Origin of the sequence: Phreatobacter stygius, from assembly GCF_005144885.1 — a bacterium.
Taxonomy (GTDB): domain Bacteria; phylum Pseudomonadota; class Alphaproteobacteria; order Rhizobiales; family Phreatobacteraceae; genus Phreatobacter; species Phreatobacter stygius.
Map to the genome: position 1 here is coordinate 418296 of NZ_CP039690.1, position 25525 is coordinate 443820.

At 67.5% G+C, this 25525-nt stretch carries 14 protein-coding genes; 5 read left to right on the forward strand and 9 right to left on the reverse strand.

What is annotated here, in order from left to right; translation table 11 throughout:
- Window positions 1-186: 186 nt before the first annotated feature.
- Window positions 187-7551, reverse strand: a complete 7365-nt coding sequence (locus E8M01_RS35735; RefSeq protein ID WP_136958586.1) for a hypothetical protein — start codon at window positions 7549-7551, stop codon at window positions 187-189.
- A 422-nt stretch (window positions 7552-7973) separates the two neighbouring features.
- Between E8M01_RS35735 and E8M01_RS02055 the strand changes: the two genes are divergently transcribed.
- Window positions 7974-8669: a response regulator gene (locus tag E8M01_RS02055; RefSeq protein WP_136958587.1), complete on the forward strand. Its 696-nt coding sequence runs from the start codon at window positions 7974-7976 to the stop codon at window positions 8667-8669.
- Here E8M01_RS02055 and E8M01_RS02060 read toward each other — a convergent pair.
- Both E8M01_RS02060 and E8M01_RS02065 read right to left on the reverse strand, forming a co-directional pair.
- Window positions 8666-10144, reverse strand: a complete 1479-nt coding sequence (locus tag E8M01_RS02060) for a sensor histidine kinase (protein WP_136958588.1) — start codon at window positions 10142-10144, stop codon at window positions 8666-8668. The genes E8M01_RS02055 and E8M01_RS02060 overlap by 4 nt on opposite strands.
- A 375-nt stretch (window positions 10145-10519) precedes the next feature.
- A complete protein-coding gene (locus tag E8M01_RS02065) occupies window positions 10520-11221 on the reverse strand; it encodes an SDR family oxidoreductase (protein WP_136958589.1) in 702 nt (233 codons plus the stop codon).
- A gap of 149 nt (window positions 11222-11370) precedes the next feature.
- Between E8M01_RS02065 and E8M01_RS02070 the strand changes: the two genes are divergently transcribed.
- Window positions 11371-12267 carry a LysR substrate-binding domain-containing protein gene (locus E8M01_RS02070; protein WP_136958590.1) on the forward strand — a complete coding sequence of 299 codons (897 nt, stop codon included), beginning with the start codon at window positions 11371-11373 and terminating at the stop codon, window positions 12265-12267.
- 241 nt (window positions 12268-12508) lie between these two features.
- Here E8M01_RS02070 and E8M01_RS02075 read toward each other — a convergent pair whose 3' ends face one another.
- On the reverse strand, window positions 12509-14827 hold the full coding sequence (locus tag E8M01_RS02075; protein ID WP_136958591.1) for a xanthine dehydrogenase family protein molybdopterin-binding subunit: 2319 nt from the start codon (window positions 14825-14827) through the stop codon (window positions 12509-12511).
- Window positions 14828-14997: 170 nt separating this feature from the next.
- Here E8M01_RS02075 and E8M01_RS02080 point away from each other — a divergent pair, with 170 nt between their 5' ends.
- Window positions 14998-16008 carry a S1C family serine protease gene (locus E8M01_RS02080; protein ID WP_136958592.1) on the forward strand — a complete coding sequence of 337 codons (1011 nt, stop codon included), beginning with the start codon at window positions 14998-15000 and terminating at the stop codon, window positions 16006-16008.
- A 105-nt stretch (window positions 16009-16113) separates the two neighbouring features.
- Here E8M01_RS02080 and E8M01_RS02085 read toward each other — a convergent pair whose 3' ends face one another.
- Window positions 16114-16482 carry a hypothetical protein gene (locus E8M01_RS02085; protein ID WP_170181731.1) on the reverse strand — a complete coding sequence of 123 codons (369 nt, stop codon included), beginning with the start codon at window positions 16480-16482 and terminating at the stop codon, window positions 16114-16116.
- A gap of 168 nt (window positions 16483-16650) precedes the next feature.
- Window positions 16651-19233, reverse strand: a complete 2583-nt coding sequence (locus E8M01_RS02090; RefSeq protein WP_136958593.1) for a YadA family autotransporter adhesin — start codon at window positions 19231-19233, stop codon at window positions 16651-16653.
- Window positions 19234-19355: 122 nt separating this feature from the next.
- Here E8M01_RS02090 and E8M01_RS02095 point away from each other — a divergent pair, with 122 nt between their 5' ends.
- Window positions 19356-20372: a hypothetical protein gene (locus E8M01_RS02095; protein WP_136958594.1), complete on the forward strand. Its 1017-nt coding sequence runs from the start codon at window positions 19356-19358 to the stop codon at window positions 20370-20372.
- 148 nt (window positions 20373-20520) lie between these two features.
- Here the strand turns inward: E8M01_RS02095 and murJ are convergent, their stop codons facing one another.
- Both murJ and E8M01_RS02105 read right to left on the reverse strand, forming a co-directional pair.
- A complete protein-coding gene (gene murJ / locus E8M01_RS02100; protein WP_136958595.1) occupies window positions 20521-22074 on the reverse strand; it encodes a murein biosynthesis integral membrane protein MurJ in 1554 nt (517 codons plus the stop codon).
- Window positions 22075-22180: 106 nt separating this feature from the next.
- Window positions 22181-22903, reverse strand: coding sequence for a transaldolase (locus tag E8M01_RS02105; RefSeq protein ID WP_136958596.1), 723 nt, complete (start codon window positions 22901-22903; stop codon window positions 22181-22183).
- A gap of 269 nt (window positions 22904-23172) precedes the next feature.
- Between E8M01_RS02105 and E8M01_RS02110 the strand changes: the two genes are divergently transcribed.
- Complete coding sequence (locus tag E8M01_RS02110; RefSeq protein ID WP_136958597.1) at window positions 23173-24156, forward strand: Gfo/Idh/MocA family protein; 984 nt, start codon at window positions 23173-23175, stop codon at window positions 24154-24156.
- 37 nt (window positions 24157-24193) lie between these two features.
- Here the strand turns inward: E8M01_RS02110 and E8M01_RS02115 are convergent, their stop codons facing one another.
- Window positions 24194-25393, reverse strand: a complete 1200-nt coding sequence (locus E8M01_RS02115; RefSeq protein ID WP_136958598.1) for an IS4 family transposase — start codon at window positions 25391-25393, stop codon at window positions 24194-24196.
- Between the last annotated feature and the right edge of the window lie 132 nt (window positions 25394-25525).

Below are 25525 nucleotides of genomic sequence, written 5' to 3' on the forward strand. Positions count from 1 at the left end.
AATGACGGCGCCAAATGCTCGAAGAGGTGCAGGTTTCGTCAGCGCGATTGGTGCAATTCACTTACTACCCTCATCCTGAGGTGCGAGCGAAGCGAGCCTCGAAGGACGACGGAGCTTTGTGCAGGGCGTTTCAGCTTGATACGATAACACTATAGTTGAGCCCGGCCCTGTGGATTGACCGTCGCCTCACCAGACGAAGCGCAGCGTCCCGCTGCCGCCATAGGACAGCGACCGGTTGGCGAATTCGCCGGAGAATTTGGCTCTGACCGACCAGCCATTGGCGAAGCGCCATTCCGAACCGATCGAGGCCGCCAGCACGTCGCGCGGCAGGGCCACGCCGCTGACCACGAAGCCGGTGCCGGGCAGGCTGTCGAAGCTCGCGTTGAGCGCCGGCGCGCCGGAGAATTCGTGGCGCCAGGCGAGGTGGCCGCGCAGCAGCAGGATCGACTGCTCCGAAACCGCCAGGCGCGTGTCGAAACGCAGGCCGAGTTCGCTGCGGATCGTGTTGAAGCGGCGCGCGCCATAGCTCAGCGCGAAGGCGCTGGCGCCCGCCGTGCCGGTCTCGCTATAGCCGGCCAGGCGGAAGCTTTGCGCCTGCAGCGCGGCAAACGGCGTGATGCCGGCCGAGGCGGTCGCCGCGATGCGGTAGCCGGCTTCGAGCCGGCCGGCAAAACTGTCGGCGCCGACATGGCCGGTGAGGTCGCCGCTGACACCGGTGAGCGGCACCGAGCGGCTGGTCGACAGCGCATAGTGGCCATAAGCGGCGGATGCCGAGACATAGCCGTCGCCGAACCGGGTCGAGCCATAGAAGCCGGCCTTGAAGGCCTCGCCCTTGCCCGAGCCGAAGCCGCCGCCGAGGTTGTAGTTCAGCGAAGACCCGGAGATCGCGAAGCCGAGCAGCGTGCCGCCATCGAGCCGATAGTCGGCGCCGGCGGCGACGCCTGCCGTGCGGGCGCTGAGATCGGAGGTGCCGAGCCCGGCATTGCCGGCGAACGAACCGGCCGCCGCATAGGCCGTGCCCCAGCTCGACCAGCGCCGGTCCTCGGGCCGCGCCGGGCCGCGGCCCGGCAAGCTCGCATAGGCCGTCATCAGCGCAAACGAGCTCGCCGCCTGGCTCGCCGCGAAGGCCAGCGCCGGCCCGCTGGCGCTCGGCGCGGCCTCGGCCCGGCTCTCCACCGACGGGTCGAGCATCAGGTCGAGGAACTGCCCCATGTCCTGCGCGCCGGCCACCGCCGCGCTGGTGCCGATCTGCCCGGAAAGCTGCGACAGGCCGGCGGCAAGGCCCGCCGCCGACAGGTTGAACAGGCCGACGAAGGGTGCCGGGGCAAGGCCTGAGCCAAACGCCGTATCGATCGCGCCCGCGACATTGCGCGAATTGCCCGCCGCATGACCCGGCAGGAACGGCGAGATCGAATTGGGGGCAAGTTCCAGATAGACGTTATTGGCGTCATAGATCAGCTTCGGCTTGATGGTCAGCCCGAAACCGCTGGTGAAATCGGCCGCATTGAACGTGCCCGAGATGCCGCTGCCGGCATTGAGAATGAGGTAGCGTGCGTTGATCGTGTAGGAGCCGGCCTGAGGCAGGAAGGTCGCCGTGCCGGCCAGTGTCGCGGTGCCGGTGACATTGGTCCGGTCGGCACTGGTGGGCGAAACCTCGACGCGATAACCGCCGCCGGCGGCAAAGCTGAGATTGCCCGATACCGTGATCGTGCCGATGGAATTGCCGGGAGCGAGAATCCCGCCGGCGTTCACCCGTGTCGTCGGCAGCGTGCCGGCGCCGCCGATCACCCCGCCATTGTTGATGTCGAGCCCGCTCGACGCGATCAGCGTCCCGTTGACCGTGACCAGGCCATTGCTCGTGAAGGCTCCGCCGACCGTGTAGTGGCCACCGGCGGCGACGCTGAGCGTGGCGCCCGAGGCATTGGCAAAGGCATCGTTGCTGGTGACGGTGCCGGTGACCTGGAACAGGCCGGCGCTGTTGACGATCGCCCCGTTGATGGCGCCGTCGACGGCGTAGACGGAGCCGCTATTGGTCAGGCCAGCGGCCAGCGTTCCGCTCGACGTCAGCGTGCCCGCATTGTTGAAGCCGGCAGCACCGGTCAGCAGGCCGCCGGCGGCGATCGTGACATTGCCGTTATTGGTGACAAGCCCGGTGACCGCATAGGCCCCGGCGGCGGCGATCGCCAAGGTCGCGGCCGATGCATTGGCGAAGGTCGCGTTGCTGGTCACCAGGCCGCCAATGGCGAACAGGCCGGCGCTGTTGACGATCGCGCCATTGATGGCGCCGCCATTGGCCTGGACGGTGGCACTGTTGGTCAGGCCGCCGGCGACCGAACCGCCGGTCTGGGTGAAGGTGCCGCCCGTGACGACCACCCCGCCGCCGAGGGCGCCGGCATTGGTCGCCGTTCCCGCGCTGTTGGTCACCAGCCCGGAGACCGAGCCGCCGGCCTTGTTGTCGAAGCTGGCGGCATTGTTGACCGCGCCCGATATCGTCGCGTTGTTGGTGAGCGTGCCGGTGCCCGACACCGTCGCCGTACCGGCAATCAGGCTGGAATTGGTCAGCATGCCGCCGGTGACGGTCACGCCGCCATTCAATTGGCCGGCATTGCTCGCGGTGCCCGCCGTATTGGTGAAAAGTCCCGACACCGTGCCGGTGGCGCCATTGGTGAAGGTCCCGGCGTTCGACACGCTACCGGTCCAGGTTCCGTCATTGGCGAGCGTGCCGGCGCCATTGCCGGCATTGCCGGTCCAGGTCGCGCCGGCCTGGTTGGTGATCGTGCCGGCATTGGCCAGGACATTGCCGTTCCACGACCCGGCATTGGTGATGCTGTTGGCATTGGCGGTCACCTGGCCGGTCCAGGTGCCCGTGGTCGAATTGCTGATCGTCCCGCTATTGGTGTCGACGATCGCGTTGGTCGTCAGGGTATTGGTGAAGCTGCCGCTATTGCCGAGAGCGCCCGCCAGCGTGCCGTTATTGATCACCGTCCCGGCATTGGCGAGGCCGCCGGTCGTGTAGTTGCCGCCGGCATTGATCGTCAGCGTGCCCAGGGCATTGTTGGTGAAGCTGTTGGCGCTGGTCACCGTGCCCGAGACATGAAACGCGGCGCTGTTGACGATCACGCCGTCGATCGACCCGCCGATGGCGTTGACCGTGCCGCTATTGGTCAGCCCGCCCGACACCGAGCCGCCGGTCTGGGTGAAGGTGCCGCCGGTGATGGCGAGACCGCCGTTGAGCTGGCCGGCATTGGTGGTGATGCCTGCGCTGGTGGTGACGAGCCCGGAGACCGTGCCGCCGGCATGGTTGTCGAAGGTCGCGGCATTGTTCACCGCTCCCGTGATCGTGGCGCTGTTGCCGACCGTGCCGGTGCCCGACACGGTGACGGTGCCGGCGATCAGGTTGGTGTTGGTCAGCGTGCCGCCGGAAATGCTGGCGCCGCCGTTCAACTGGCCGGCATTGGTCGCGGTGCCGGCCGTGTTGGTCAAAAGCCCCGACACCGTTCCGCCGGCCCTGTTGTCGAAGGTCGCGGCATTGGCGACGGTGCCCGAAATCGTAGCGTTGTTGGTGAGCGTGCCGGTGCCCGACACGGTCACCGTGCCGGCGACCAGGTTGTTATTGGTCAGCGTGCCGCCGGAGACGCTGGCGCCGCCGTTGAGTTGCCCGGCATTGGTCGTGGTGCCCGCCGTGTTGGTCAAAAGCCCCGACACCGTGCCGCCGGCATTGTTGTCGAAAGTCGCGGCGTTGTTGACCGCGCCCGATATCGTGGCGTTGTTGGCGACCGTGCCGGTACCCGACACGGTCACCGTGCCGGCGATCAGGTTGGTGTTGGTCAGCGTGCCGCCGGAGACGCTGGCGCCGCCGTTGAGCTCACCGGCATTGGTCGTGGTGCCCGCCGTATTGGCCAAAAGCCCCGACACCGTGCCGCCGGCATTGTTGTCGAAGGTCGCGGCGTTGTTGACCGCGCCGGATATCGTGGCGTTGTTGGCAACCCTGCCGGTGCCCGACACGGTCACCGTGCCGGCGATCAGATTGCTGTTGGTCAACGTGCCGCCGGAGACGCTGGCCCCGCCGTTCAGCTGCCCGGCATTGGTCGCGGTGCCCGCCATATTGCTGAACAGCCCGGACACCGTGCCGGTGGCGCTGTTGGTGAAATTCGCCGCGTTCGACACCGCCCCGGTCCAGGTGCCGTCATTGGTCAGCGTGCCGGCGCTGTTGGTGGCGTTGCCGGTCCAGGTCGCCCCGGCCTGGTTGGTGATCGTGCCCGTATTGGCCAGGATGTTGCCGGTCCAGGACCCGGCATTGGTGATGATATTGGCGTTGCTGGTGACCTGGCCGGTCCAGGTGCCGGTGACGCTGTTGGTGATCGTGCCGGTATTGGTGTTGACGATCGCATTGGTCGTCAGGTTGTTGGTGAAACTGCCGGTATTGTCGAGGTCATCGGTCAGCGTGCCGTTATTGACGACCGTGCCGGCATTGTTGAGCGACCCGATCGTGTAATGGCCGCCGGCATTGACCGTCAGCGTGGCCCCGATAGCGTTGGTGAAACCGTTGGCGCTGGTCACCGTGCCGCCGACGATGAAGCTCGCGCTGTTGACGATGGCGCCGTTGATGGCGCCGCCATTGGCATTGACCGTGCCGCTATTGGTCAACCCGCCCGACAGCGTGCCGCTGGTGGTGAGCGTTCCCGTATTGCCGATGCCGGCGCTGCCGGTCAGCGCGCCGCCCGAAGCGACCGTCGTGGTGCCATTGTTGGTGACGAGCCCCGACACGGTGTAGGCGCCGGCCGCGCCCACCGCGAGCGTCGCGCCCACGGCATTGGTGAACGTGTTGTTGCTGGTGACCGTGCCGCCGACGCTGAAGGTGCCGGCATTGTTGGCGATGACACCGTTGATCGCGCCGCCATTGGCGTTGACCGTGCCGATATTGGTCAACCCGCCGGCGACCATCCCGCTCGAGGTCAGCATGCCCGAATTGCTGATGCCGGCGCTGCCGGTCAGCGTGCCGCCCGCGGCGACCGTCGTCGTGCCGTTGTTGGTGACGAGGCCAGACACCGTGTAATTGCCGGCAGCGCCGACGGCGAGCGTCGCGCCGGAGGCATTGGTGAAGGTGTTGTTGCTGGTCACCGTGCCGCCGACATTAAACGTCCCGGCATTGTTGGCGATGACACCGTTGACGGCGCCGCCATTGGCATTGACCGTGCCGGTATTGGTCAACCCGCCGGCGACCGTGCCGCTCGAGGTCAGCGTGCCGACATTCCGGATGCCGGCGCTGCCGGTCAGCGCGCCGCCCGAAGCGACCGTCGTGGTGCCGTTATTGGTGACCAGCCCCGACACCGTGTAATTGCCGGTCGCGCCGACCGCCAGCGTCGCCCCCGCGGCATTGGTGAAGGTGTTGTCGCTGGTCACCGTGCCGCCGACATTGAATGTCCCGGCATTGTTGGCGATGACGCCGTTGATCGCGCCGCCATTGGCATTGACCGTGCCGGTATTGATCAGCCCGCCGGCCACCGTGCCGCTCGAGGTCAGCGTGCCGACATTCCGGATGCCGGCATTGCCGGTCAGCACGCCGCCCGCGGCAACCGTGGTGGTGCCGTTATTGGTGACGAGGCCGGCGACCGTGTAATTGCCGGCTGCGCCAACCGCGAGCGTTGCCCCGGCGGCGTTGGCGAAGGTCTGGTCGCTGGTCACCGTGCCGCCGACATTAAACGTGCCGCCGGCATTGTTGGCGATCGCGCCGTTGATGAAGCCTCCATTGGTGTTGACCGTGGCGCTGTTGATCAGGCCGCCGCCGACCCCGCCGGCGGTCTGGGTGAAGCTGCCGCCGGTGACGGTGACGCCGCCGCTGAGCGTGCCGCTATTGGTGCTCGTGCCGGCCGACTGGGTGAGCCGGCCCTGGACCCAGCCGCTATTGTCGAAAGTGCCGCTATTGCCGACGGTGCCGGTCATCGTTCCGGCATTGATCAGCGTGCCGCCGGCACTGTTGACGGCATTGCCGGTCCAGCCGGAATTGTTGGTGATGGTGCCGGTATTGCCCAGGATGTTGCCGGTCCAGTCGCGCGAATTGGTGATCGTCCCGCTGTTGGAATTCACCTGCGAATTCATGGTGCCGTTATTGGTGACCGTACCGCTATTGGCGATGCGGCCGGAAAAGGAGCCGCCATTCTGGATCGAGCCGGCATTGGTGGTGATGCCCGTGACCGAGATCGAGCTCGCCACCTGGGTCGTGACCGTGCCGCTATTGTTCAAGGTGTTGGTGAGGTTGAGCGTGAGGCCGGTCGCCGTCTGCAGGCCGCCGCCCGCATTGACCGACCAGGCCAGCGAATTGGTGCCGTAGACGAACCAGGTCCCCGTGCCGTTGACCTGCACCGAGCTGAAGCCGGTGAATTGCGAGCCGATCGCGTTCGAATTGAACTGCCCGTTGTCGGCGCCGCCGAGCCGGAGCTGGTCATTGCCGTCGCCGGCGACCTGGCCGGAGAACGAGTAGCCGTTCCGCAGTTCCAGCGCATTGTTGCCGCCGGCAAAAGTCACCGCATTGGCCTGGCCGGTGCTGCCATAACCGCCATTGATCGCGCCTGACGTGATGATGGTCAGGTTGGAGCCATAGACGCCCTCGCCGCCCTGCCCCTGGGCGCCGGCGACGGACGAATAGAGCGACGATTGGCCGGACCCGCCGGCGCCGCCACTGCCGCCATTGCCCCCCTGAACGGTGCCACTGTTGACGAAGGTGAAATTGGAGCCATAGACGCCGATGCCGCCGTCGCCGCCGGTGCCGCCATTGCCCCCGACGATCCTGAACGCCGCCTCCGGCTGAGTGTTCGAGGCGTTGCCGCCATTGCCGCCGGTGCCGCCATTGCCGCCCTGCACGATCGTGGTCGAGGTGACCACCGCCCCCGCGCCGCCGACGAGGCCATAACCACCGGCGCCACCACCGCCGCCACCGCCGCCGCCCGTGGCTCCGGTGGATGCGCTGGTACCGGCGATATGGCCGCCGCGCCCGCCAGTGCCGCCATTGCCGGCGACCGTCGGTGACCACAGGTCGGCGGCGCCGCCGCTGATGACCGAGCCATGCCACCCGCCATTGCCGCCACCGCCACCGCCCGGCGCAAACTGCACGCTGTCGCCGCCGGCATTGCCGGCCGTGCCGCCGGGAATGATGACATCCGGGGCGCCCGGGCTCGGCGATCCGGCATTGGTGAAGCCGCCGGTGCCGCCGATGCCGCCGCCGGCACCGCCGCCACCGCCGCCGCCGCTGCCGAGAAACAGGACTACGGCGCCGGGGGCATACCAGTTGGCGCCGTTTCCGGTGACGCCCGCCGCGCCCGGTGTCCCGCCGGCGCCGCCGAGCGTGTAAGCTCCACCGGTCGCTCCAGCGTCATAACGCCCTCCCGCGCCGGAGCCGCCAGTGCCGCCGGTGGTCTGCGCGAAAGCCGGGGCGGCACCGAGCAGGACGGCCGAGCCAAGGGCGACCGTCAGCGGGCCGAGTGCCCGGCCAGCCGCTGTCGACGGGGCCGGCTTGCCGCGGCCCCCCCGAGATTTCCCACGCTTCGAACCCACGCCCGGTATGCCCTGTCCGCGTCCACCGCCCATTGATTGCCGGTGACGCTAGGGCACTCCGGCGCGCCAGGTCTTCTCACCCAGCGCAAGGGCTGCACCGCCCTCGGGCAAAAATGTCGTGAGCCCTGCCGGTCCGCGCGCATGATCGCCCGGGATCCCGAGCCGATCCCGCCGAGAGGGGCGCCGCGCCGGGGACGCCGTGCCGGGGACTTGGCGCTTCGATGCGCAAGCCTTCAGGCGATTACCGCCCGTCTGCGCGCCCATCGAACAATTCGGCGGCCATCGGGCGCGCCAGCTAAGCCCATCCGATCATTCACATTTGTCGTTCCGGGTTCATATTCGATTCAGGAGGAGGTTTACAGATACCGCCATTTGCGCCAGCATATCGTTGTTTCGCGTAAGCCAGTGAGTGAGGGAAGACGATGGTGGAGATCGCAATTGCGGTCGTCGACGACCACCCTCTTCTGCGGGAAGGCATTGCCGCCCTGATACACCGCCGCGATGGTTTTTCGCTTGCCGCAACCGGCTCGTCCGCAGACGACATCCGCACGATCATCGCCACCAGCCGGCCCGACGCCATGATCGTCGATCTCAATATGCCGGGCGACGCCTACCAGGCCATCGCCGAGGCCGCCAAGGCCGCGCCCGAGATGAAGATCATCGTCTTCACGGCATCGACCAGCACCGACCATGCCCTCAAGGCGCTGGACGCCGGCGCCAGGGGTTATGTCCTGAAGGGCAGTTCCGCCGACGACCTGATGGAGGCGATTGCCGCGGCCTGCCGGGGCGAGATTTTCATCACGCCCTATTTCGCCGCGAAAGTGATCGGCGCCTTGCAGACCCGGGCGGTGGAAAAGACCGCGCACCAGAACAACAAGTTCAGCGTCCGCGAGGACCAGATCGTCAAGCTGCTGCTTTGCGGCAAGCAGAACCGGGAGATCGCCTCCGCCCTGTCGCTCAGCGAGAAGACGGTCAAGGCCTATATGACCAACCTGATGCTCAAGCTGCACGCCCGCAACCGCGTCGAGGTTGTCATCGCGGCGCAGAAGCTCCGTCCCGCGGCCCTCGACAACGGCAACCTGCCGCCGGCGCACGGGCAGGATCACGCCGCTGACTAGACCCGCACCGGCAAGCTCGCCAGGATCTCGGTTCCACCGCCCGCCAGCCTGCGGACGACGAGGCTGCCGCGCAGCGCCTTGATGCGGTTCTTCATGCCGCGCAACCCGAGCTTGGCGGCCGCCGGCGACGACAAGGGCCGCGGCGGCGGCGCCGAGCCGCTGTCGCCGACCACGATCTCGAGCATGCCGGCCTGGAGCCGCGCCGAGACCCTTTGACCGTGGCCGCCGGCATGCTTGTAGGCATTGGTCAGTCCCTCCTGCACGATCCGATAGGCGCAGACCCGGATCGCGCGCGGCACATTCAGCGGCATGTCCGCGACATCACGCATCACCGTCGTGCCGGTCTGATGCTCGTGACGCGTGATCGCCAGCCGGACCGTCTCCGCGGCAGACAGATTTTCGACTTCGGGAAGCACCAGGCCGGCCGACAGGTTGCGCAGGTCGGCCAGCGTCTGCTGAATCAGGGGCTCGAGATCCGCCCGGACGCTGGCTGTGGTACGGCCCGCCGCGCCCGGCTCTTCCGCCTGAACGCCGGTATCGGGCAATTTCAGCATCATCAGGCTCAGCATCTGGATCGGGCCGTCGTGAATGTCCGCGCCGATGCTGGCGAGATAGGCTTCGTTCAGGACCGTGGCGTTCAGCCGTGCGCGATCGGCGGCGCGCCGCAGGATATTGTTGCGCTCCGCCAGCGCGCCCGCACGCGCCAGATTTGCCCTGAGCAGATCCTGCTGGGCACTGATAAGGTAACTCGCCCGCTTGATCATCAGTTGCAACAAAATCACGATGACGAATGAAGCAAGAAATATGACGAGCCACGTAGCGTATTTGACGTCCTTGATTTCTTGATCGAGAAAATTACTATATTCATAGAACTCGCCAATGGCGATGATCTCTCCCGTGACCTCTTTGCGCAATGGCGCATAGATTCCAATATAGCTGGAACTGCCGGTGACTTCATCATAATAGGGATGAACCACGACCTGGCCGGCCTTGACCCGCTCGATGGTTCTGGCGCCGAGCTCCGAATGCGTATCGGACGCCCGGGTGCTGAAGATCAGGCTGCCGTCGAGCCCCCAGATCTTGATGATGGCGACGCCGGTGCCCAGGCTGGTGCGGGACAGCAGGGACTGGATCTCGTCGCGGCTCTCTTGCGGAAGGACACGCGACGTGTCGAGCATCTGAACGTGGCGCGCCAGATAGCCCTGCACCGACAGGGCCCCGATCTGCGCCATGCCCTGCACCCAGCTCGACCGGACACGCTGTTCCACCCAATAGCCCAGGCTCGCCATCGACAGGCCGACAGCCAGAGTGGCGGCAATCAGGAACTGATGCTCCAGACCGAGCGCATTCCAGGGTTGGAGGGCGGCCTTCAGGAGCGACCAAAGTCCGTACTCGGCCCGATCAGAACTGCGCGCCGAACCGCCGCCTCCCGATGCGGTTTCGTTGGCGATGTCAGCATCTCTCGGCTCGCTCATGTGAGATCCGCCAAAAGCCGCAGAATTCGGAAATCGCGAATACGAGACGAGGCGACATAGTCTCTCGTATTCGATACTCGCTCTTCTAGGCGGCCGACGCCAGTCCTTGAACCCGAGTTTTGGAAAACATTCGGCGCCCCGCCAACGCTTGAGGCTTCCGCCGCCTCGGCCGGCCGGGCTCGGCCCGGCGCGCACCCGCCGCCCGGTCGGCTCAGACCAAGGTCGATGCGACCGGAACCGTAAGTCGCGGTTCCGGCCGACCCCAAGGTCTGCTGGTGCCAGGCAACGCGCGTCGAGATCACGCAAGCCAGGCAAATGGGCAAGACAACGCTCGCACCCTGTCCCCGCGCCCAAAGGTCCGCAGCGCCCGAGCGTTCAGATCGCCCGGGTGATGCCGCCATCGACGCGAATGTTCTGGCCGGTGATATAGCCGGCATCCGCCGAGACCAGGAAAGCGATGGTGCCGGCGATCTCGTCGCTTTTGCCATAACGTTGCAGCGGCACGCCCCGGCGCCGCTCCTCGGTGGCCGGCAGGCTGTCGATCCAGCCGGGCAGCACGTTGTTCATGCGGATATTGTCCGCCGCATAGGTGTCGACGAAGATCTTGGTGAAGGCGGCAAGGCCAGCTCGCGACACCGCCGAGGTCGGGAACATGGCATCCGGCTCGAAGGCCCAGGCGGTCGAGATATTGACGATGGAGCCGCCGCCCTGGGCCTGCATGATCGGTGTCACCAGCCGGGTCGGTCGGACCGCGCTCAGGAAATAGACCTCCATGCCCCGGTGCCAGTCTTCATCCGACAGGTCGAGGATCGGCGCGCGCGGCCCGTGGCCGGCACTGTTGACCAGAACGTCGACACGCCCCCAGCGGTCGACGGTGGCCTCGACCAGGCGCTTCAGATCGTCGTTCGACTGGTTGGACCCGGTGACGCCGATGCCGCCCAACTCCTTGGCCAACGCCTCGCCCTTGCCCGATGACGAGAGGATCGCGACCTCGAAACCATCCCTGGCGAGGCGGCGCGCGGTCGCAGCCCCCATGCCGCTGCCGCCCGCGGTGACGATGGCAACCTTTTTTGTCATGGCCGATCCTGTCCTGGTCGTTGTGTTTTCTGGGCGTGATGTTTTCTGGTCGTTATGCCCTTGGGTCTTAGCCGCCGGCGGCCGCCCGCACCATGGATTCCTCGTGCAGCGAGACTGTAGCACTGCTACAGGCTTAAGCCATGTCGCGAATGCCGCCTCTCGCTACCCTGCGCGCCTTCGATGCCGCCGCGCGCCATCTCAATATCCGCCTTGCCGCGGAAGAGCTCGGCGTGACCCATGGCGCCGTGGCGCAACAGGTGCGCGCGCTGGAGGCAAGCCTCGGCGTGGCGCTGTTCGAGCGCGAGCCGAGAGGCCTTGCGCTGACCCCGGCGGGACGCGCCTTCCATCCGCAGATCCGGCGCGCCTTCGTGCTGATCGGCGGCGCGATGGCCGCGATCGAGCCGGCGCGGCAGCACGAGCGGCGCGGCGTGACGGTGACGGTGACGCCGTCCTTCGCCGCCCGCTGGCTCATTCCACGGCTCGGGCGTTTCGCCGCCATCGCCCCCGACGTCGAGGTGCGCGTCCTGGCCTCGGAGGTGACCGAGCGGCTCGGCGCCGCGGGCCTGCCCGACATGGCCGTGCGTCTCGCCGCCCCGCCATTCGACCGGACGCTGGAGGTCGAGCGCCTGCTCGCCGACGATCTCTTTCCGGTCTGCAGCCCGGTCGTCGGCGCGACATTGGCGACCACGGACGCTCTCGCCGACGCCATGCTGCTGCACGACGCCCATGATTCATGGCCGCTGTGGCTGGAGCTTGCGAATGCCCCGGCGCCGCGCGCGGTCGGGCGCCGCTTCAACCAGACCGCTCTCGCTTTGGCGGCGGCGCTCGACGGCCAGGGCGTGGCGCTGGCGCCGGCAGCCCTCGTCGCCGACGACCTGCACTTCGGCCGGCTCGTCGCGCCTTTCGGCATGGATATCCGGGTCGCCTCGGAACGCGCCTTCTATCTGCTGGTGCCGCGCCTTGCCCGCATGCGGCCGGAGGTCGCGAGCTTTCGCCGCTGGCTGATCGCGGAATGCCGGGGCGATGCGGCGGAAATGGAAGAATAGGCCATTGTCACGATCGATCTCCAGGATCGTTTCCGGCGCGAAAAGCGCAACCGAATCAACCCTCTCCCAAAGGGAGAGGGTGGCGCCGTCAGGCGCCGGGTGAGGGGTCGTCCATCTCCGGATAAGGCGACATGCTCGCCCCACCGTGGCGTCAGTTCGGGGCGCTTACGCCCCGCACCCGCCCGCTGACGCGGGCACCCTCTCCCAAAGGGAGAGGGTTGATTTAGCCTCGCCAACCCCCTCAGGCAGCCCGGGTCTTGGCCGTCGCGTCCTGGATGGTCGACCAGACCAGCTGAGGGGTTGCCGGCATGTCGATCTCCTTGATGCCATAGGCGCGCCAGAGCGCATCGACCATCGCGTTCATGACCGCCGGACAGGCGCCGATGGTGCCGGCCTCGCCGGCGCCTTTGACCCCGAGGAGATTGGTCACGCAGGGCACGTTGCGGGTCTCGAAGTGGAAGTTCGGGATATGGTCGGCGCGCGGCATGGCATAGTCCATGAACGAGGCGGTCAGGAGCTGGCCGCTCTCCTTGTCATAGACCGTGCGCTCCAGGAGCGCCTGGCCGATGCCCTGGACGATGCCGCCATGGACCTGGCCGGCCAGCATGGTCGGGTTGATGGTCACGCCGAAATCGTCGACCACCGTATAGGCGATGACTTGCGTTTGGCCGGTCTCCGGATCGATCTCGACCTCGGCGATATGGGTGCCGTTCGGAAAGGTCGGTTCCGGCGGCGTCCAGGTGCCGTGGGTCTTCAGCTTGTCCCCGGCGCCGGGCAGATTGGCGATCTTGTCATAGGCGAGCGCCTTGTCGGTGCCGACCACCCGCACCTCGCCGCCCGAGATTTCGAGGTCGCCGATGCCAACCTCCATCTCGGCCGCCGCCAGCTCCTTGATGACGTCGACGAGCTTGCGCGCGCCGACATCGACGGCGGCGCCGCCGACCGGCAGCGAACGCGAGCCGCCGGTGCCGGTGCCGGTCGGGATCAGCGCGGTGTCGCCCTGGATCACGGTGATCCGGTCGATCGGAATATCGAGATGCTGGGAGGTGAGCTGGGCATAAGCGGTCTTGTGGCCCTGGCCGTTCGACTGGGTGCCGATCAAGAGCGTCACGCCGCCGTCCTTTTCCAGCGTCAGCCAGGCATTTTCCGGGTTTCCGCCGCCGCAGGCCTCGATATAGGTGGCCATGCCGATGCCACGCACCTTGCCGGCCTTCTTCGCGGCCTTGACCCGGTCCTTGATGGTGTCCCAGCCGGCGACGTCCATGGCGCGTGTCATGTGGCCGTCGAACTCGCCGGAATCATAGGTCCGGCCAACCGGCGTCTTCCACGGGAACTGGTCGGGCGTGATGAAATTGCGCCGGCGCACCTCGGCCGGCGTCAGGCCGGTTTCCAGTGCGATCCGATCCATCAGCCGCTCGATCAGATAGGCCGCTTCCGGCCGGCCGGCGCCCCGATAGGCGTCCACCGGCACGGTGTTGGTATAGGCATAGGTCAGGTGCACATACATGGCCGGAATGGCGTAGACGCCAGCCAGCATCAGCGCCCCGACATAGGGGATGAAGGTCGAATATTGCGAGAGATAGGCGCCCATGTCGGCAATGGTGTCGACCTTGACGGCCAGGATCTTGCCGCGCTTGTCGAGCGCTGCGGTGGCGGTCGAGACATTGTCGCGGCCCTGCGAGCAGGCCATGAAATGTTCGGCGCGGTCCTGCACCCAGGCGACCGGCTTTTTCAGCTTCTGCGCCGCCAGCATGCACAGGGGATATTCGCGGAACATGAAGGTCTTGGTGCCGAAGCCGCCGCCGACGTCAGGCGTGATGACCCGGATCCGGTCCTTCGGGATCTTGAAGATCTTGTCGGCCAGGATCGCCTGCACGCCATGCGAACCCTGGCTGCCCATGGTCAGCGTATAGCTCTTGGCCTTGGCGTCATATTCGACCAGGCAGCCGCGGGTCTCCATGTAATTGGTGACCAGGCGGTTGTTGACGATGGTCAGGCTGACCGTGCGCGCCGCCTTGGCGAAGGCCTTTTCCGTTGCCGCCTCGTCGCCCAGCACCACTTCGGCCGCCAGATTGCCCGGGATGTCCGGCCAGACCTGCGGCGCACCCGGCTTCAAGGCGTCGACCGCGTCGATCGCCGGCGCCCGCGGACTATAGTCGACCTCGATCGCCTCGGCCGCGTCCTTCGCCCGCTCCAGCGTATCGGCGACCACGAAGGCGATGCCGTCGCCGCCATGGCGCACGGTCTTCGAGCAGAGCACCTCCCAGGGCGGCGCGACGATCGGCTTGCGGTTCTTGGTCGGCACGACCGACATCAGCGGCAGCAGGCCGATCTCGGTCAGGTCCTCGGCCGTGAAGATCGCCTTGACGCCCTTCATGGCGCGCGCGGCCGAGGTATCGGTGATGGTGAAATCGGCAAAGGCATAAGGCGCACGCACGACATAACCGACCAGGGCGCCTTCCGGCACGAGGTCGGCGACATAACGCCCCTCGCCTTTCAGCAGCGGCGCATCCTCGAGGCGGGTCAGCGCCTGACCCATTCCGAATTTCGTCGGCGTCATGAATAAGCTCCGGGAGGTAGGCGTCCAGGATGGAACGGCAATGCTGCATCGCGCAAGGCCTGCCTGACGCAACGGCGCAATGCACGCGTGGTCCTCCTCGCCCCCGGCCCCTCTCGCAACCGCGCCCCGGCTTTCCTATGTGATTGCGCAACCCCTTCAGGAGAGCCCCGATGCTCGCTGTTTCCCCTCGTTTCGTCCTCGACGACGACGCTCCGGGCGTTTCGTCACCACCTGCCGCCGCGATCGACGACGGCGCCCTGCTCGACGCCTATTCCAATGCCGTGATCAAGGTGGTCGACGATGTCGGCCCGGCGGTGGTCAAGCTGACCGTCACCGGCCGGGATGGTCGCCGCCCCGGCACCGGTTCGGGCGTCATCATCGCGCCCGACGGCCTTTTGCTCACCAACAGCCATGTCGCCGGCGGCGCCCGCGCCATCAAGGTCGCGACCCAGGACGGCCGCGAATTGTCGGCGCGCCTGGTCGGCGACGATCCCGACACCGACCTCGCCTTGGTCCGGGTCGACGACCCGGCTCTGCTGCCGGCCGCCCGGCTCGGCGATTCCAAGGCCTTGAAGCGCGGCCAGCTGGTGGTCGCCATCGGCAACCCCTTAGGGTTCGAATCGACGGTCACGACCGGCGTCATCTCGGCGCTCGGCCGGTCGCTCAGGGCCCAGACCGGCCGGCTGATCGACGACGTCATCCAGACCGACGCGGCGCTCAACCCGGGCAATTCCGGCGGGCCGCTGGTCGCCTCGACCGGTGAGGTCGTCGGCATCAACACCGCCGTCATCATGGGCGCCCAGGGCATCTGTTTCGCGGTCGCCTCCAACACGGCGCAGGTCGTGCTCGGCGAGCTGATCCGCCACGGCCATGTCCGGCGCGCCTATCTCGGCGTCGGCGCCCAGCAGGTGGCGATCCCGCGCCGCGTCGCGCTGGCGCTCAATCTCGCGGTCGAGAGCGGCGCGATGATCGCTTCCGTCGACACTGGCGGCCCGGCGGCCAAGGCGGGCCTGCGCGACGGCGACGTGGTGCTGTTTCTCGACGGCACGCCGGTGACCGGCGCCGACGACGTGATCCGGCTGATGGTCTCGGCGCGTATCGGTCGGCCGCTCGAGGTCACCTATCTGCGCGGCGGCAAGATCGGTTATGCCAGCGTCACCCCGACCGAGCGGAAGCGGTAGGGGCGGATCGCAAAAAGCACCGACAAATCAACTCTCTCCCTTTCGGAGAGGGCTCGTTGCCCCTGCCCCACGGGCGCACCCACGCCGCGCCTGAGCCACTTCAGCTCAGCGCTGCGTCGCCGGTCGCGCGGCCGCAGCTGTATTCTGCCGCGCCGGCGCCACGGCGCTGCGCGGGGCCGGCCCCGGCGTGCAGCTGATCGTGCCGATCGTGTTCGACCCATATTGGACGAAGCCGCCGCCGACCGGCGGCGAATGCGCGGCGGTGATCGGCAGATAGATGTAGCAGATCGAGCCGTCGGCCGGATCGCGCCAGCGCTGGATGACGGTGTCGCGCAGCGGCCCGGCGAACTGGCGCTCGAGCTGCATGCGCGGCATCTGCCCCCATTGGGGATTGGGCTGGACCTGCGGCGTCGGTTGCTGGGCGACGGGCACCGGAGGCGGGAAGCCCGGCTGCGGCGCTTGCAGCGGCGGCATGGCCTGCTGAGCGACGGCGGGCCCGGCGGCGAAACCGGCAAGAGCGAGGGCGCAGCCGGCAGCCGTTAGCCACTTTTTCCAAGGTATCCCGTTTTTCCGAGGCGTCCTGTTTTTCCAAAGTGTCCTGTTTTTCCAAAGTGTCCTGGCGTCCATGGGAGCTCTCCGGGATCAGAATTCGAGGGCGGCGCCGACGCGGCCGATATGGGTGTTGCCGCCGCCATTGGCGTAGCTGCCATGGATGATCGTCTTGTAGGGTAAATCGAGATTGAGCCGATGGGCCACGGCAAGCCCGATGCCGGTCTCGCCACGGAAGAAGCCGACATTCATGGTGATGGTGGTCTTGCCGGGCGCCGAAGGCGTCATGGCAACGGCCAATGCCGAGGCCGCGGCGATGCCGCGCCGTGCTTCGGTCCGGTTGGTGGCGATCTGATCCTGCATGCCGCTGATCTGCGACTGGAGGCCCGAGGTCGCGGCATTGAGCTGGCTGACATTCACCGCATCGGTGGCGGTAACCCCGGCGGCCACATGGGTGATGCGCCGCTCATTGCCGGAGGAGCCGACCGAGACCGTATTCGCCGCGCTGGCGACGGAGCCGGCGCCGAGCGCCACGGCATTGGCCGCGGTCACGCTCGCGCCGGAACCGAGCGCCGTGCCGTTGGTCACCGCCGCCGAGGCGCTGCGGCCGATCGCCGTCGCGCCGGTGGCGGTGGCCGTCGCATAGTCGCCATAAGCGGAACCGCCATTGGCCGCGCTCGCCTGCACGCCGACCGCGACCGAACCCGTGGCCGAGGCGCCGGCGCCGATGGCGATGGCGTTGGTACCCGTCGACGAAGCGGAAAGGCCGATGGCGACGGCGCCGGCCTCGGTTGCCTGGGCGCCGGTGCCCAGCGCCAGCGCATGGTCGCCGCTGGCAAGGGCGCCGGAGCCGCCGGCGAAGGCCGCCCCGCCAGAGGCCGTCGCGCCGGTGCCGAGCGCGGTGGCGTTGAGGCCGGATGCCGAGGCCGAAGCACCGAAGGCGGAGGCATTGACGCCGCTCGCCGTGCTGTTGGCGCCGACCGCGGTGGCGGCATTGCCGGCCGCGCGCGCGCCGCCACCCATCGCCACCGCCTCACTGCCCGAGGCAACGGCCGCTGCTGCCGAGGAATTGACCCGCACATAGGCGGCGAGCGCCGTCAGGGAACTCACCGTGCTCTGCAGGCTGGAGATCGAGGTGCCGTGGCTCGACAGGGTCGAATCAACAGCCGCGAAGGCCGTGGAAAGGTTCGTGTAGCTGGTGCCGCCGATCGTGTAGCCCGGCGTGCCGAAGGTGCCGCCGCCGGTGAGCGAGACGCCCAGCATCTGCGCCAGGGCGCTGTTGGCGGCATAAAGCTGGCTGCCATTGACCGCATCGGTGCTGGTCGCCGAGAGCGTGCCGGCGGCGACATTGACGATGCGCCGCTCATTGCCGGTCGAGCCGACCGAGATCGTGTTCGCCTCCGCGGCGACCGAGCCTGCGCCGAGGGCGACACTGCTGCTGCCGGTCGTCCTGGAATTTGCACCGAGGGCGACGCTGTTGGCGCCGATCGCGGCGCTGGCGTAGCCGAGGGCGCTGCTGTTGGTGCCGGGCGACGACGCGGAGGCGCCGATCGCCATCGCATTGGCGCCCGCCGCGAGGCTGTTATAGCCCACCGCCAGGCTCATGTGGCCGGACGCCGTCGCCATGGTGCCGAAGGCGTTGCCATAGGCGCCGGTCGCCTGCGCCCAGGAACCGACCGCGGCCGTATGGGAGTTCGACGCCACGCTGTTGTAGCCCACCGCCAGACTGACGCTGCCGCTCGCCCATGCATAGGTGCCGAAGGCCTGGCTGGAAGAGCCGGTAGCCGACGCATCGGTGCCGACCGCTATGCTGTTGTTTCCGCTGGCCGTGCTGGAATAGCCGATGGCGTTGCTGTTGATGCCGCCGGCCGTGCTCTCATAGCCGATGGCGCTGCTGTTGTTACCGGTCGCCGAAGCGTAGGCGCCGATGGACGTGCCGTTGGTACCGGACACCGACGCGAAGGCGCCGACGGCGGTGCCGTTGTCCCCGGTTACCGTGCTGGAATAGCCGAAGGCGCCGCTGGTGGTGCCCGAGGCGGTCGCATAAGCACCGATGGCGGAACTTCCAGCGCCGCTCGCCACGCTGGAATGGCCGAAGGCGCTGCCATCGCTGCCAGTCGAGACCGACCCGGCGCCGATGGCGGAACTGTCGGAGCCGCTCGCCTGGCTGTTGTAACCAAAGGCGCTGCTGGTGACGGCGGTCGCGGCGGAGCGGTAGCCGACGGCCGTGCCATAGGCGCCGCTCGCTCGGCTGTTCGTCCCGAAGGCCGAGCCATAGGTGCCGCTCGCCACGCTGCTCGCCCCGAAGGCCATGCTGTAGTCCTGGCTCGCCTGGCTGTTCGCCCCGAAGGCCAGGCCGCTGACACCGCTGGCCGTGCTGAGATAGCCGATGGCGCTGCTGTTCTGGGCGCTCGCCGCGGCGCCGGCGCCGAGAGCTATGCTGTTGCTGCCCGTCGCCTGGCTGCTGGTGCCGATGACAAGGGCGGCGCTGCCGGATGCGATATTATTGGTTCCGCAGGCAACCGAAGAGATGGCCGTCGCGGTCGACCCGCCGGCATAGGCGGTCGCGTCGGCGCAGACGAACTGCGCCGCGGCCCGTTGCGGCGCCCAGGCCAGACCGACGGCGGCCCCGGACAGCAGAAGAGCGACAAGACGTGGGCGAACAACGACGGACACGGCCGGGGTCCCTGGCTGATGCCGCGGCAGACCGCGCCGCCGACGATTGTGGGCGAAGCTAAACCGCCGATCGGACAAGACAACTGGAGAAATTTGGTTCTAATTTCCGCAGGCAGCGTGCCATGCTGGCGCCGCCCGACAAATCCGGCGACGCTCGCCTCGGCAGACAGGCAATTTTGAACGGCATGACGTCATCCAGGCAGGAACGACCGGCCATCGTCTCGACTGCCGCCAATGCCGAGGCGAGACTGGCTCTCGCAGCCCATCCGGGCTTTGCCCAGGCCATGCGCCAATCGGCTGATGGCATCGTCCGGCTTCATCGGGGAAGCCACCTGCTCAACTGGCTGGTGGACGACCGCAGCCGCATGCTCTTCAGCTATTTCGCGCTGCATCTGCATATGACGCGCGACCCCGCCGACCCTGCCTCCGGCATCACGCCCACCGCGATGAAGGAGATCGCGGTCGCCCAACAGATCTGCAGCCGAGGCCGCGCCGCAGTGATGCTGCAGCTGATGCGGATTGCCGGCTACCTGGCGCCCGATCCGGCCAAGACGGATCGCCGGCGACAAAGGCTCATCGCCACCGACAAGCTCGTCCAGCTGATGCAGGAGCGCTGGAGGTTCAACTTCGGGGCCATGGCGCCGCTTTTTGCCGACGGGCCCCGGTTGGTCGCCGCTCTCGACGATCCGGCCTATGTCGCCGCGCTGCTTGGCGCCATGCACGCACGTTTCAGCGCAGGCTTCCGGTTCCTCACCCATGCGCCGGAGCTCGGGCTGTTCGCCGAGCGCAGCGGCGGCATGGTGCTCCTGACCAGCCTCATCACGTCCGGCGAGGCGGACGACACCGTGCCGCCGAGCCGTCCGGTCACCGCTTCCATCTCGGCGCTGGCCCGGCGCGTCTCGGTGTCCCGTCCCCACATGCGCAAATTGCTGCGCGACGCCGAGGCACAGGGTTTCATCGCGCGCGTCGGCGCAGGCGACGAGCTCATCGTTTTCCGTCCGGTGCTCGCCGATGCGGCAAGGAGCTTCTTCGCGATGATGTTTCTGATGCTGGCCGATTGCGGCCGCGAGGCTCTGGCCGAGCGCGCCCGAACTGCCGGCCCTGCGCCCCACGCCGCAGTCGCTTCAGGCCGACCATGACGTCCTTGCCGAACAGCGCGACCAGCGCGCCGCCATAGACGACGCCGCACTCATTCAGCGCGGCCGACGCGCTCGCACCAGAACCACCCCTTCACCTCTCCCCGCCGAGGAGTGGTGAAGGTCAGCCCGGCCGATCGCCCAATTGCCCCTACCCCTCGGTGGCGCCCACGCCCCTTCTCAACCGCTTCAGCTCGGGGATGAACTCGCGGCCGAACAGCACGATCAGCGCACCGCCATAAGCGAGCGCGCCGAGCGCCATGAGCACGACCAGCGCGATGCGGTCGGCGCCGCCGCCGGTGCCGATCAGGCTTTTCAGGCCATAGGAGCCGCCGAGCAGCACGGCTGAGAGCGTGGCGAAGGCGATGAACAGGCGCGGCAGCACACGTTTGGCCCGGTCGTCCAGGCCGATCAGGCCCTGCCGCCTGGCGAACCAGCCGAGCAGGATGAGATTGATCCAGGCCCCCACGCCGGTGGCCAGCGCCAGGCCGACATGGCCGAGCGGCTGCATCAGCACGAGCTTCAGCCCGATATTGATCAGGATGGCGACGACCATGGCAATGACCGGCGTGCGGGTGTCGCCGCGCGAATGGAAGGTCACCGTGAAGGCGCGGATCAGCACGAAGGCGGCGAGCCCGAAGGCATAGGCCGAGAGCGCGCGGGCCGATTGCAGGGCGTCGGCGGCGGTGAACTTGCCGTGGACGAACAGGGCGCCCATCAGCGTTTCCGGCAGGATCATGAAGGCGGCGACCGCCGGCAGCGTGAACACCAGGGTCAGCTCGATGGCGCGCAGCTGCGCGTGGCGCGCGCCGGCCTCGTCGCCGGCGGCGATCCGCCGGCTCATTTCCGACAGGAGCACGGTGCCGACCGCCACCGCGATGACGCCGATCGGCAGCTGGTTCATCCGGTCGGCGAAATAGAGCCAGGTGATCGCGCCCTCGACCAGGAAGCTCGCGATGATCGTGTCGGCGAAGACGGCGATCTGGCTGCCGGCGGAACCGGCCGCCGCCGGCACGAAAGTGGTCCAGAACTGCTTGACCTCGGGTGTCACCTTGGGCAGCCGGAATTCCAGCATGACGTTGGCGCGCAAGGCATCCGCCGCGACCAGCAGGAACTGCAGCACGCCGGAGATCAGGACGCCCCAGGCGACCGCGTGGCCGGCGGTCGGGAAATAACCCGACAGCAGGAGCGTGCCGATCATCGCGAGATTGAGCAGGATGGCGGTCGCCGCCGGCGCCGCGAACCGCCCGACCGCGTTCAGGACGCCGCCGAGCAGCACCACCAGCGAGATGAAGGCGAGGTAGGGAAAGGTGATGCGGGTCAGCTCGACGGCAAGCCCGAAACGCGCGGGGTCGCCGACGAAACCCGGCGCCAGCAGCGACACCACCGCGGGCATGAACACCAGGGCTGCCCCCAAAAGCACCAGCTGCGCTAGCATCAGATAGGCGAAGATCCGGTCGGCGAAGACCAGCGCCGCGTCCTGCCCGCGCTGCGCCGCGACCTTGGCGAAAGCCGGCACGAAGGCGGCGTTGAAGGCGCCTTCGGCAAAGATCGAGCGGAAATGGTTGGGGATCCGGAACGCCACGTTGAAGGCGTCGGAGATCGCGCTGGCGCCGAGAAAATTGGCGAGCATCAGGTCGCGAACGAAACCGATGACGCGGCTCACCAGCGTCAGGGCCGAGACCGAGAAGATGCTCCTGATCAAGGACGGTTCCGGTGTGTTGGAGGAAGATCGTTTCGGATCGGGGCGGCGGGCAGCAAGGTCGGTCGTCCTTCGAGGCTCGAAGGACGACCGACCTCTCCGCGCGAGACTAGACCTGCAGCGTCAGGCCCGCGGCCAGCGCGTCCGTGCGGAACCCCTTGACGGTGTCGAGCGAGATGTCCTCCGGCGCCCGGCCGAGGCCTTCGAGCTTCTTCAGGATATCTGCCGGCGCGGTGATGATGTGGCAGCCGATGCGGTCGGCCTCCAGCACGTTCCAGACCTCGCGGGTGGAGGCCCAGATGACCTCGATCGTGTCGGTGCCGCGGGCAAGCCCGACCGCATATTTCATGACCGGCATATAGTCGTGGCCGGCGTCGCCGAGACGGCCGGCGAACACCGAGATGATCGACGGCGCGCCGCCGCGCAGCGCATCGACCGAGGCCTTCACCTGGGCTTCGGTATAGAGCGCGGTGAAATTGATCTTCACGCCCTCGTGCGACAGCTTATGGATGACGTCGTAGAGCGGCACGCCCGCCGTATTGGTCACCGGCAGCTTGACATAGACATTCTTGCCCCAGGTGGCGATGACGCGGGCCTGGGCTTCCATTTCCTTCAGGTCGTCGGAGAACACTTCGAAGGAAATGTGATGGTTCGGCACCGCCGCCACCAGGTCTTTGGCATAGGCCGCATAATCGACCACGCCGGCCTTTTTCAGGAGCGAGGGGTTGGTGGTGAAGCCCTGGATCCACGGCTTCTGCACCATTTCCAGGATCGAGGCCTTTTCCGCCCCGTCGGTGTAGAGTTTCACCTTGAGATCCGCCAGCACCGGCATGACCGCCTCCTTGAGATGTCGTTGGCGACGTGTTTAAGGAACGGGGCCGCGCCTGTCCAACGCGGAAAGCTGGATGGGTTCGGAGCGGCGCACTCAGAGGCCATTGCAATCCGCCGGTCATCGGCCGCCAGCCCATTTGTATCTGGATGGACGCAATCGGTAACCGAGCGTGATGGCCGGCCATTTGCGCTGGCTTGGCCTCGAACTGTATACGGGTGCCGCCAGAAGGCCGTTGCCCGGCAAGCGAATCTTCGAAGGAATCGACCAGCATGACCAAGATCCAGGACGGCGGGGCATCGCTGCGCGTAGGCGTTATCGGCTGCGGCGTGATGGGCAAGAACCACGCCCGGGTCTTCTCCGAACTCACCGGCGTCACCCTGGTCGGCGTCGCCGATCCCGATGTCGAACAGGTCGAATTCGTCACCAGCCGGCTCGGCTGCGGCGGTTTTGCGAGCCTGGATGCCCTGCTCGATGCCGGCATCGACGCGCTGACCATTGCCGCTCCCACCCAGCTGCACACGCCGATCGCGCTTCAAGCCATTGCCCGCGGCGTCCATGTGCTGGTCGAAAAGCCGATCGCCCAGTTGGTCGAGGAAGGCACCCGCATCATCGACGCGGCGGCGAAGGCCGGCGTGACCTTGATGGTCGGCCATGTCGAGCGGTTCAACCCGGCGGTCCAGTCGATCAAGGAGGCGCTCGCCGGCGAGGACATCCTGTCGATCCAGATCACCCGGGTCGGGCCGTTCCCGCCGCGCATGTCGGATATCGGCGTGGTCATCGATCTCGCCGTGCACGACATCGACCTGATCCGCTGGTTCACCGGTTCGGAAATCGCCGAGATCCAGCCGCAGACCAATTCGATCCATGCGGCGCGCGAGGACATCGCGCTGTTGCAGTTCCGCACCGCGTCCGGCGTGCTCGCCCATATCAATACGAACTGGCTGACGCCGTTCAAGGCGCGCACCGTGCATGTCGCCACCCGCAACAAATATATCACCGGCGACCTGATCACCCGCCAGGTCACCGAGTGTTTCGACTACAAACCCGACGGCAGCTATTCCATGCGCCACCTGTCGGTGGCTTATGCCGAGCCGCTGCGCGCCGAACTGGTCGCTTTTGTTGAGGCCGTGCGCAGCAAGTCCGCGCCGGTTGTCGGCGGCGCCGACGGCCTTGCCAGCCTCGACATCGCCATGCGCTGCCTCGGCGAGCGCCCGGCGTCGCAGCCCAAGCGGGTTGCGGGGCTCAGGGGGTAAGGGGCGCCACTAACCCTCTCCCAGAGGGCTACTAGATTCACACATCTTTTGCCTGGGCGAGAGCGTCCCATCCCTGCTTGGCATCGTAGAAGGATAGCCAGCCCTGTAGCATGACCATCGGGCCAGGCTTGCCGTAATATCCGGTCCAGCCACCGAGCCTTGCGCAAACCCAGGCGGCAAAGGCGAGCGAGCCCTTGGGGTGTGGATTCTTCTGCCGCTGGGTCTTGCCCTCCAGCTTGGCCGAGAGCGCCTCGAGCAAGGGCTGATCTTCCGGCTGGAAGGCATCGGTGAGCGGCCTGAGCGGGGTCTGAGGCGATGCGCCGTCACGAGCATGGACGAGTTGCTGGACGCTGACCGCGGCCACCAGCGCTGCCATGACCAGCTTGAGACGGGGCACATCCTCGGCGATGCGCAGGCCTTCGATGTCGTAGCCCTGGGTCTTCAGGGTGCGGAACAACTGCTCGATGGCCCAACGACGCCGGTAGAGCTCGGCCACCGCCAGGGCTTCGGTGATGTCGCGGACCGCGCGCGAGATCAAGAGCCGCCAGTGAACCGCCGGCTCGCCCGCCGGTGGATCGACTTCGCGGATATCGACCAGCGTCATGCCGACGCTCGCCGGCAGGGCCTCAAGTCCTGGTGTGCCGGCCTTGGGACGTGCCAATTGCGCCGCCATGAAGCGGACCGCCAGTCGCGCCTGGCGCGCCTTGCGGCCGGGCTTGGCCGGCAGGTCCAGCAGGGTCCGGCCGGCCTCAGGCAAGGCATCCACGGTGGCAAACAGCCGACCGCCATCGCCGAGGCTGCGATCTTGGGCCGCCCTGACCAGAAGCTCGATGTCCTTCGGGCGTCGTGCAAAGGCCTCGAAGATATCGCCCTCGCGATCGGCGATCACCGTCACGCTACGAGCCAGCGCCCCGATCCTGGCCGCGTCTTCGCCCCCTTCCAGCCAGCGCCGGCTCTCTTTCGCCGCCAATGGGCGGGATTTCCGCTCCCCACGCAAGCCTTTGTCGCGGCTCATGAATTGAGCATGCGCCAACCCCAGGATGGCGCCGTCCTCGGCATCCACCGCGATCATCGCATGCAACATAAGCCCACCGCCGCCGCTCGACTTGATGCTGGTGGTGTCCTGGATCGCCAGCACCGGCCGGCCGATACACCGTTCCGCCGTGCGCTCTTGCGCCGTCGCCGCCATCTCTTCGACCGTCACCGCCGGATTGCGCAGCAAACGGGTCAGGCGCATCTCGCCTCGCCGGTTGCCGCCCAGCGGCCGAATCCGAATGCCACGACCACCCCACTCGACCAGCCGGCGGTGCAAAAAGACCCCCCTTTTTCCAGCCGGCGGTCGCCAAACCGCCCCAGCCCATGCTCCTGC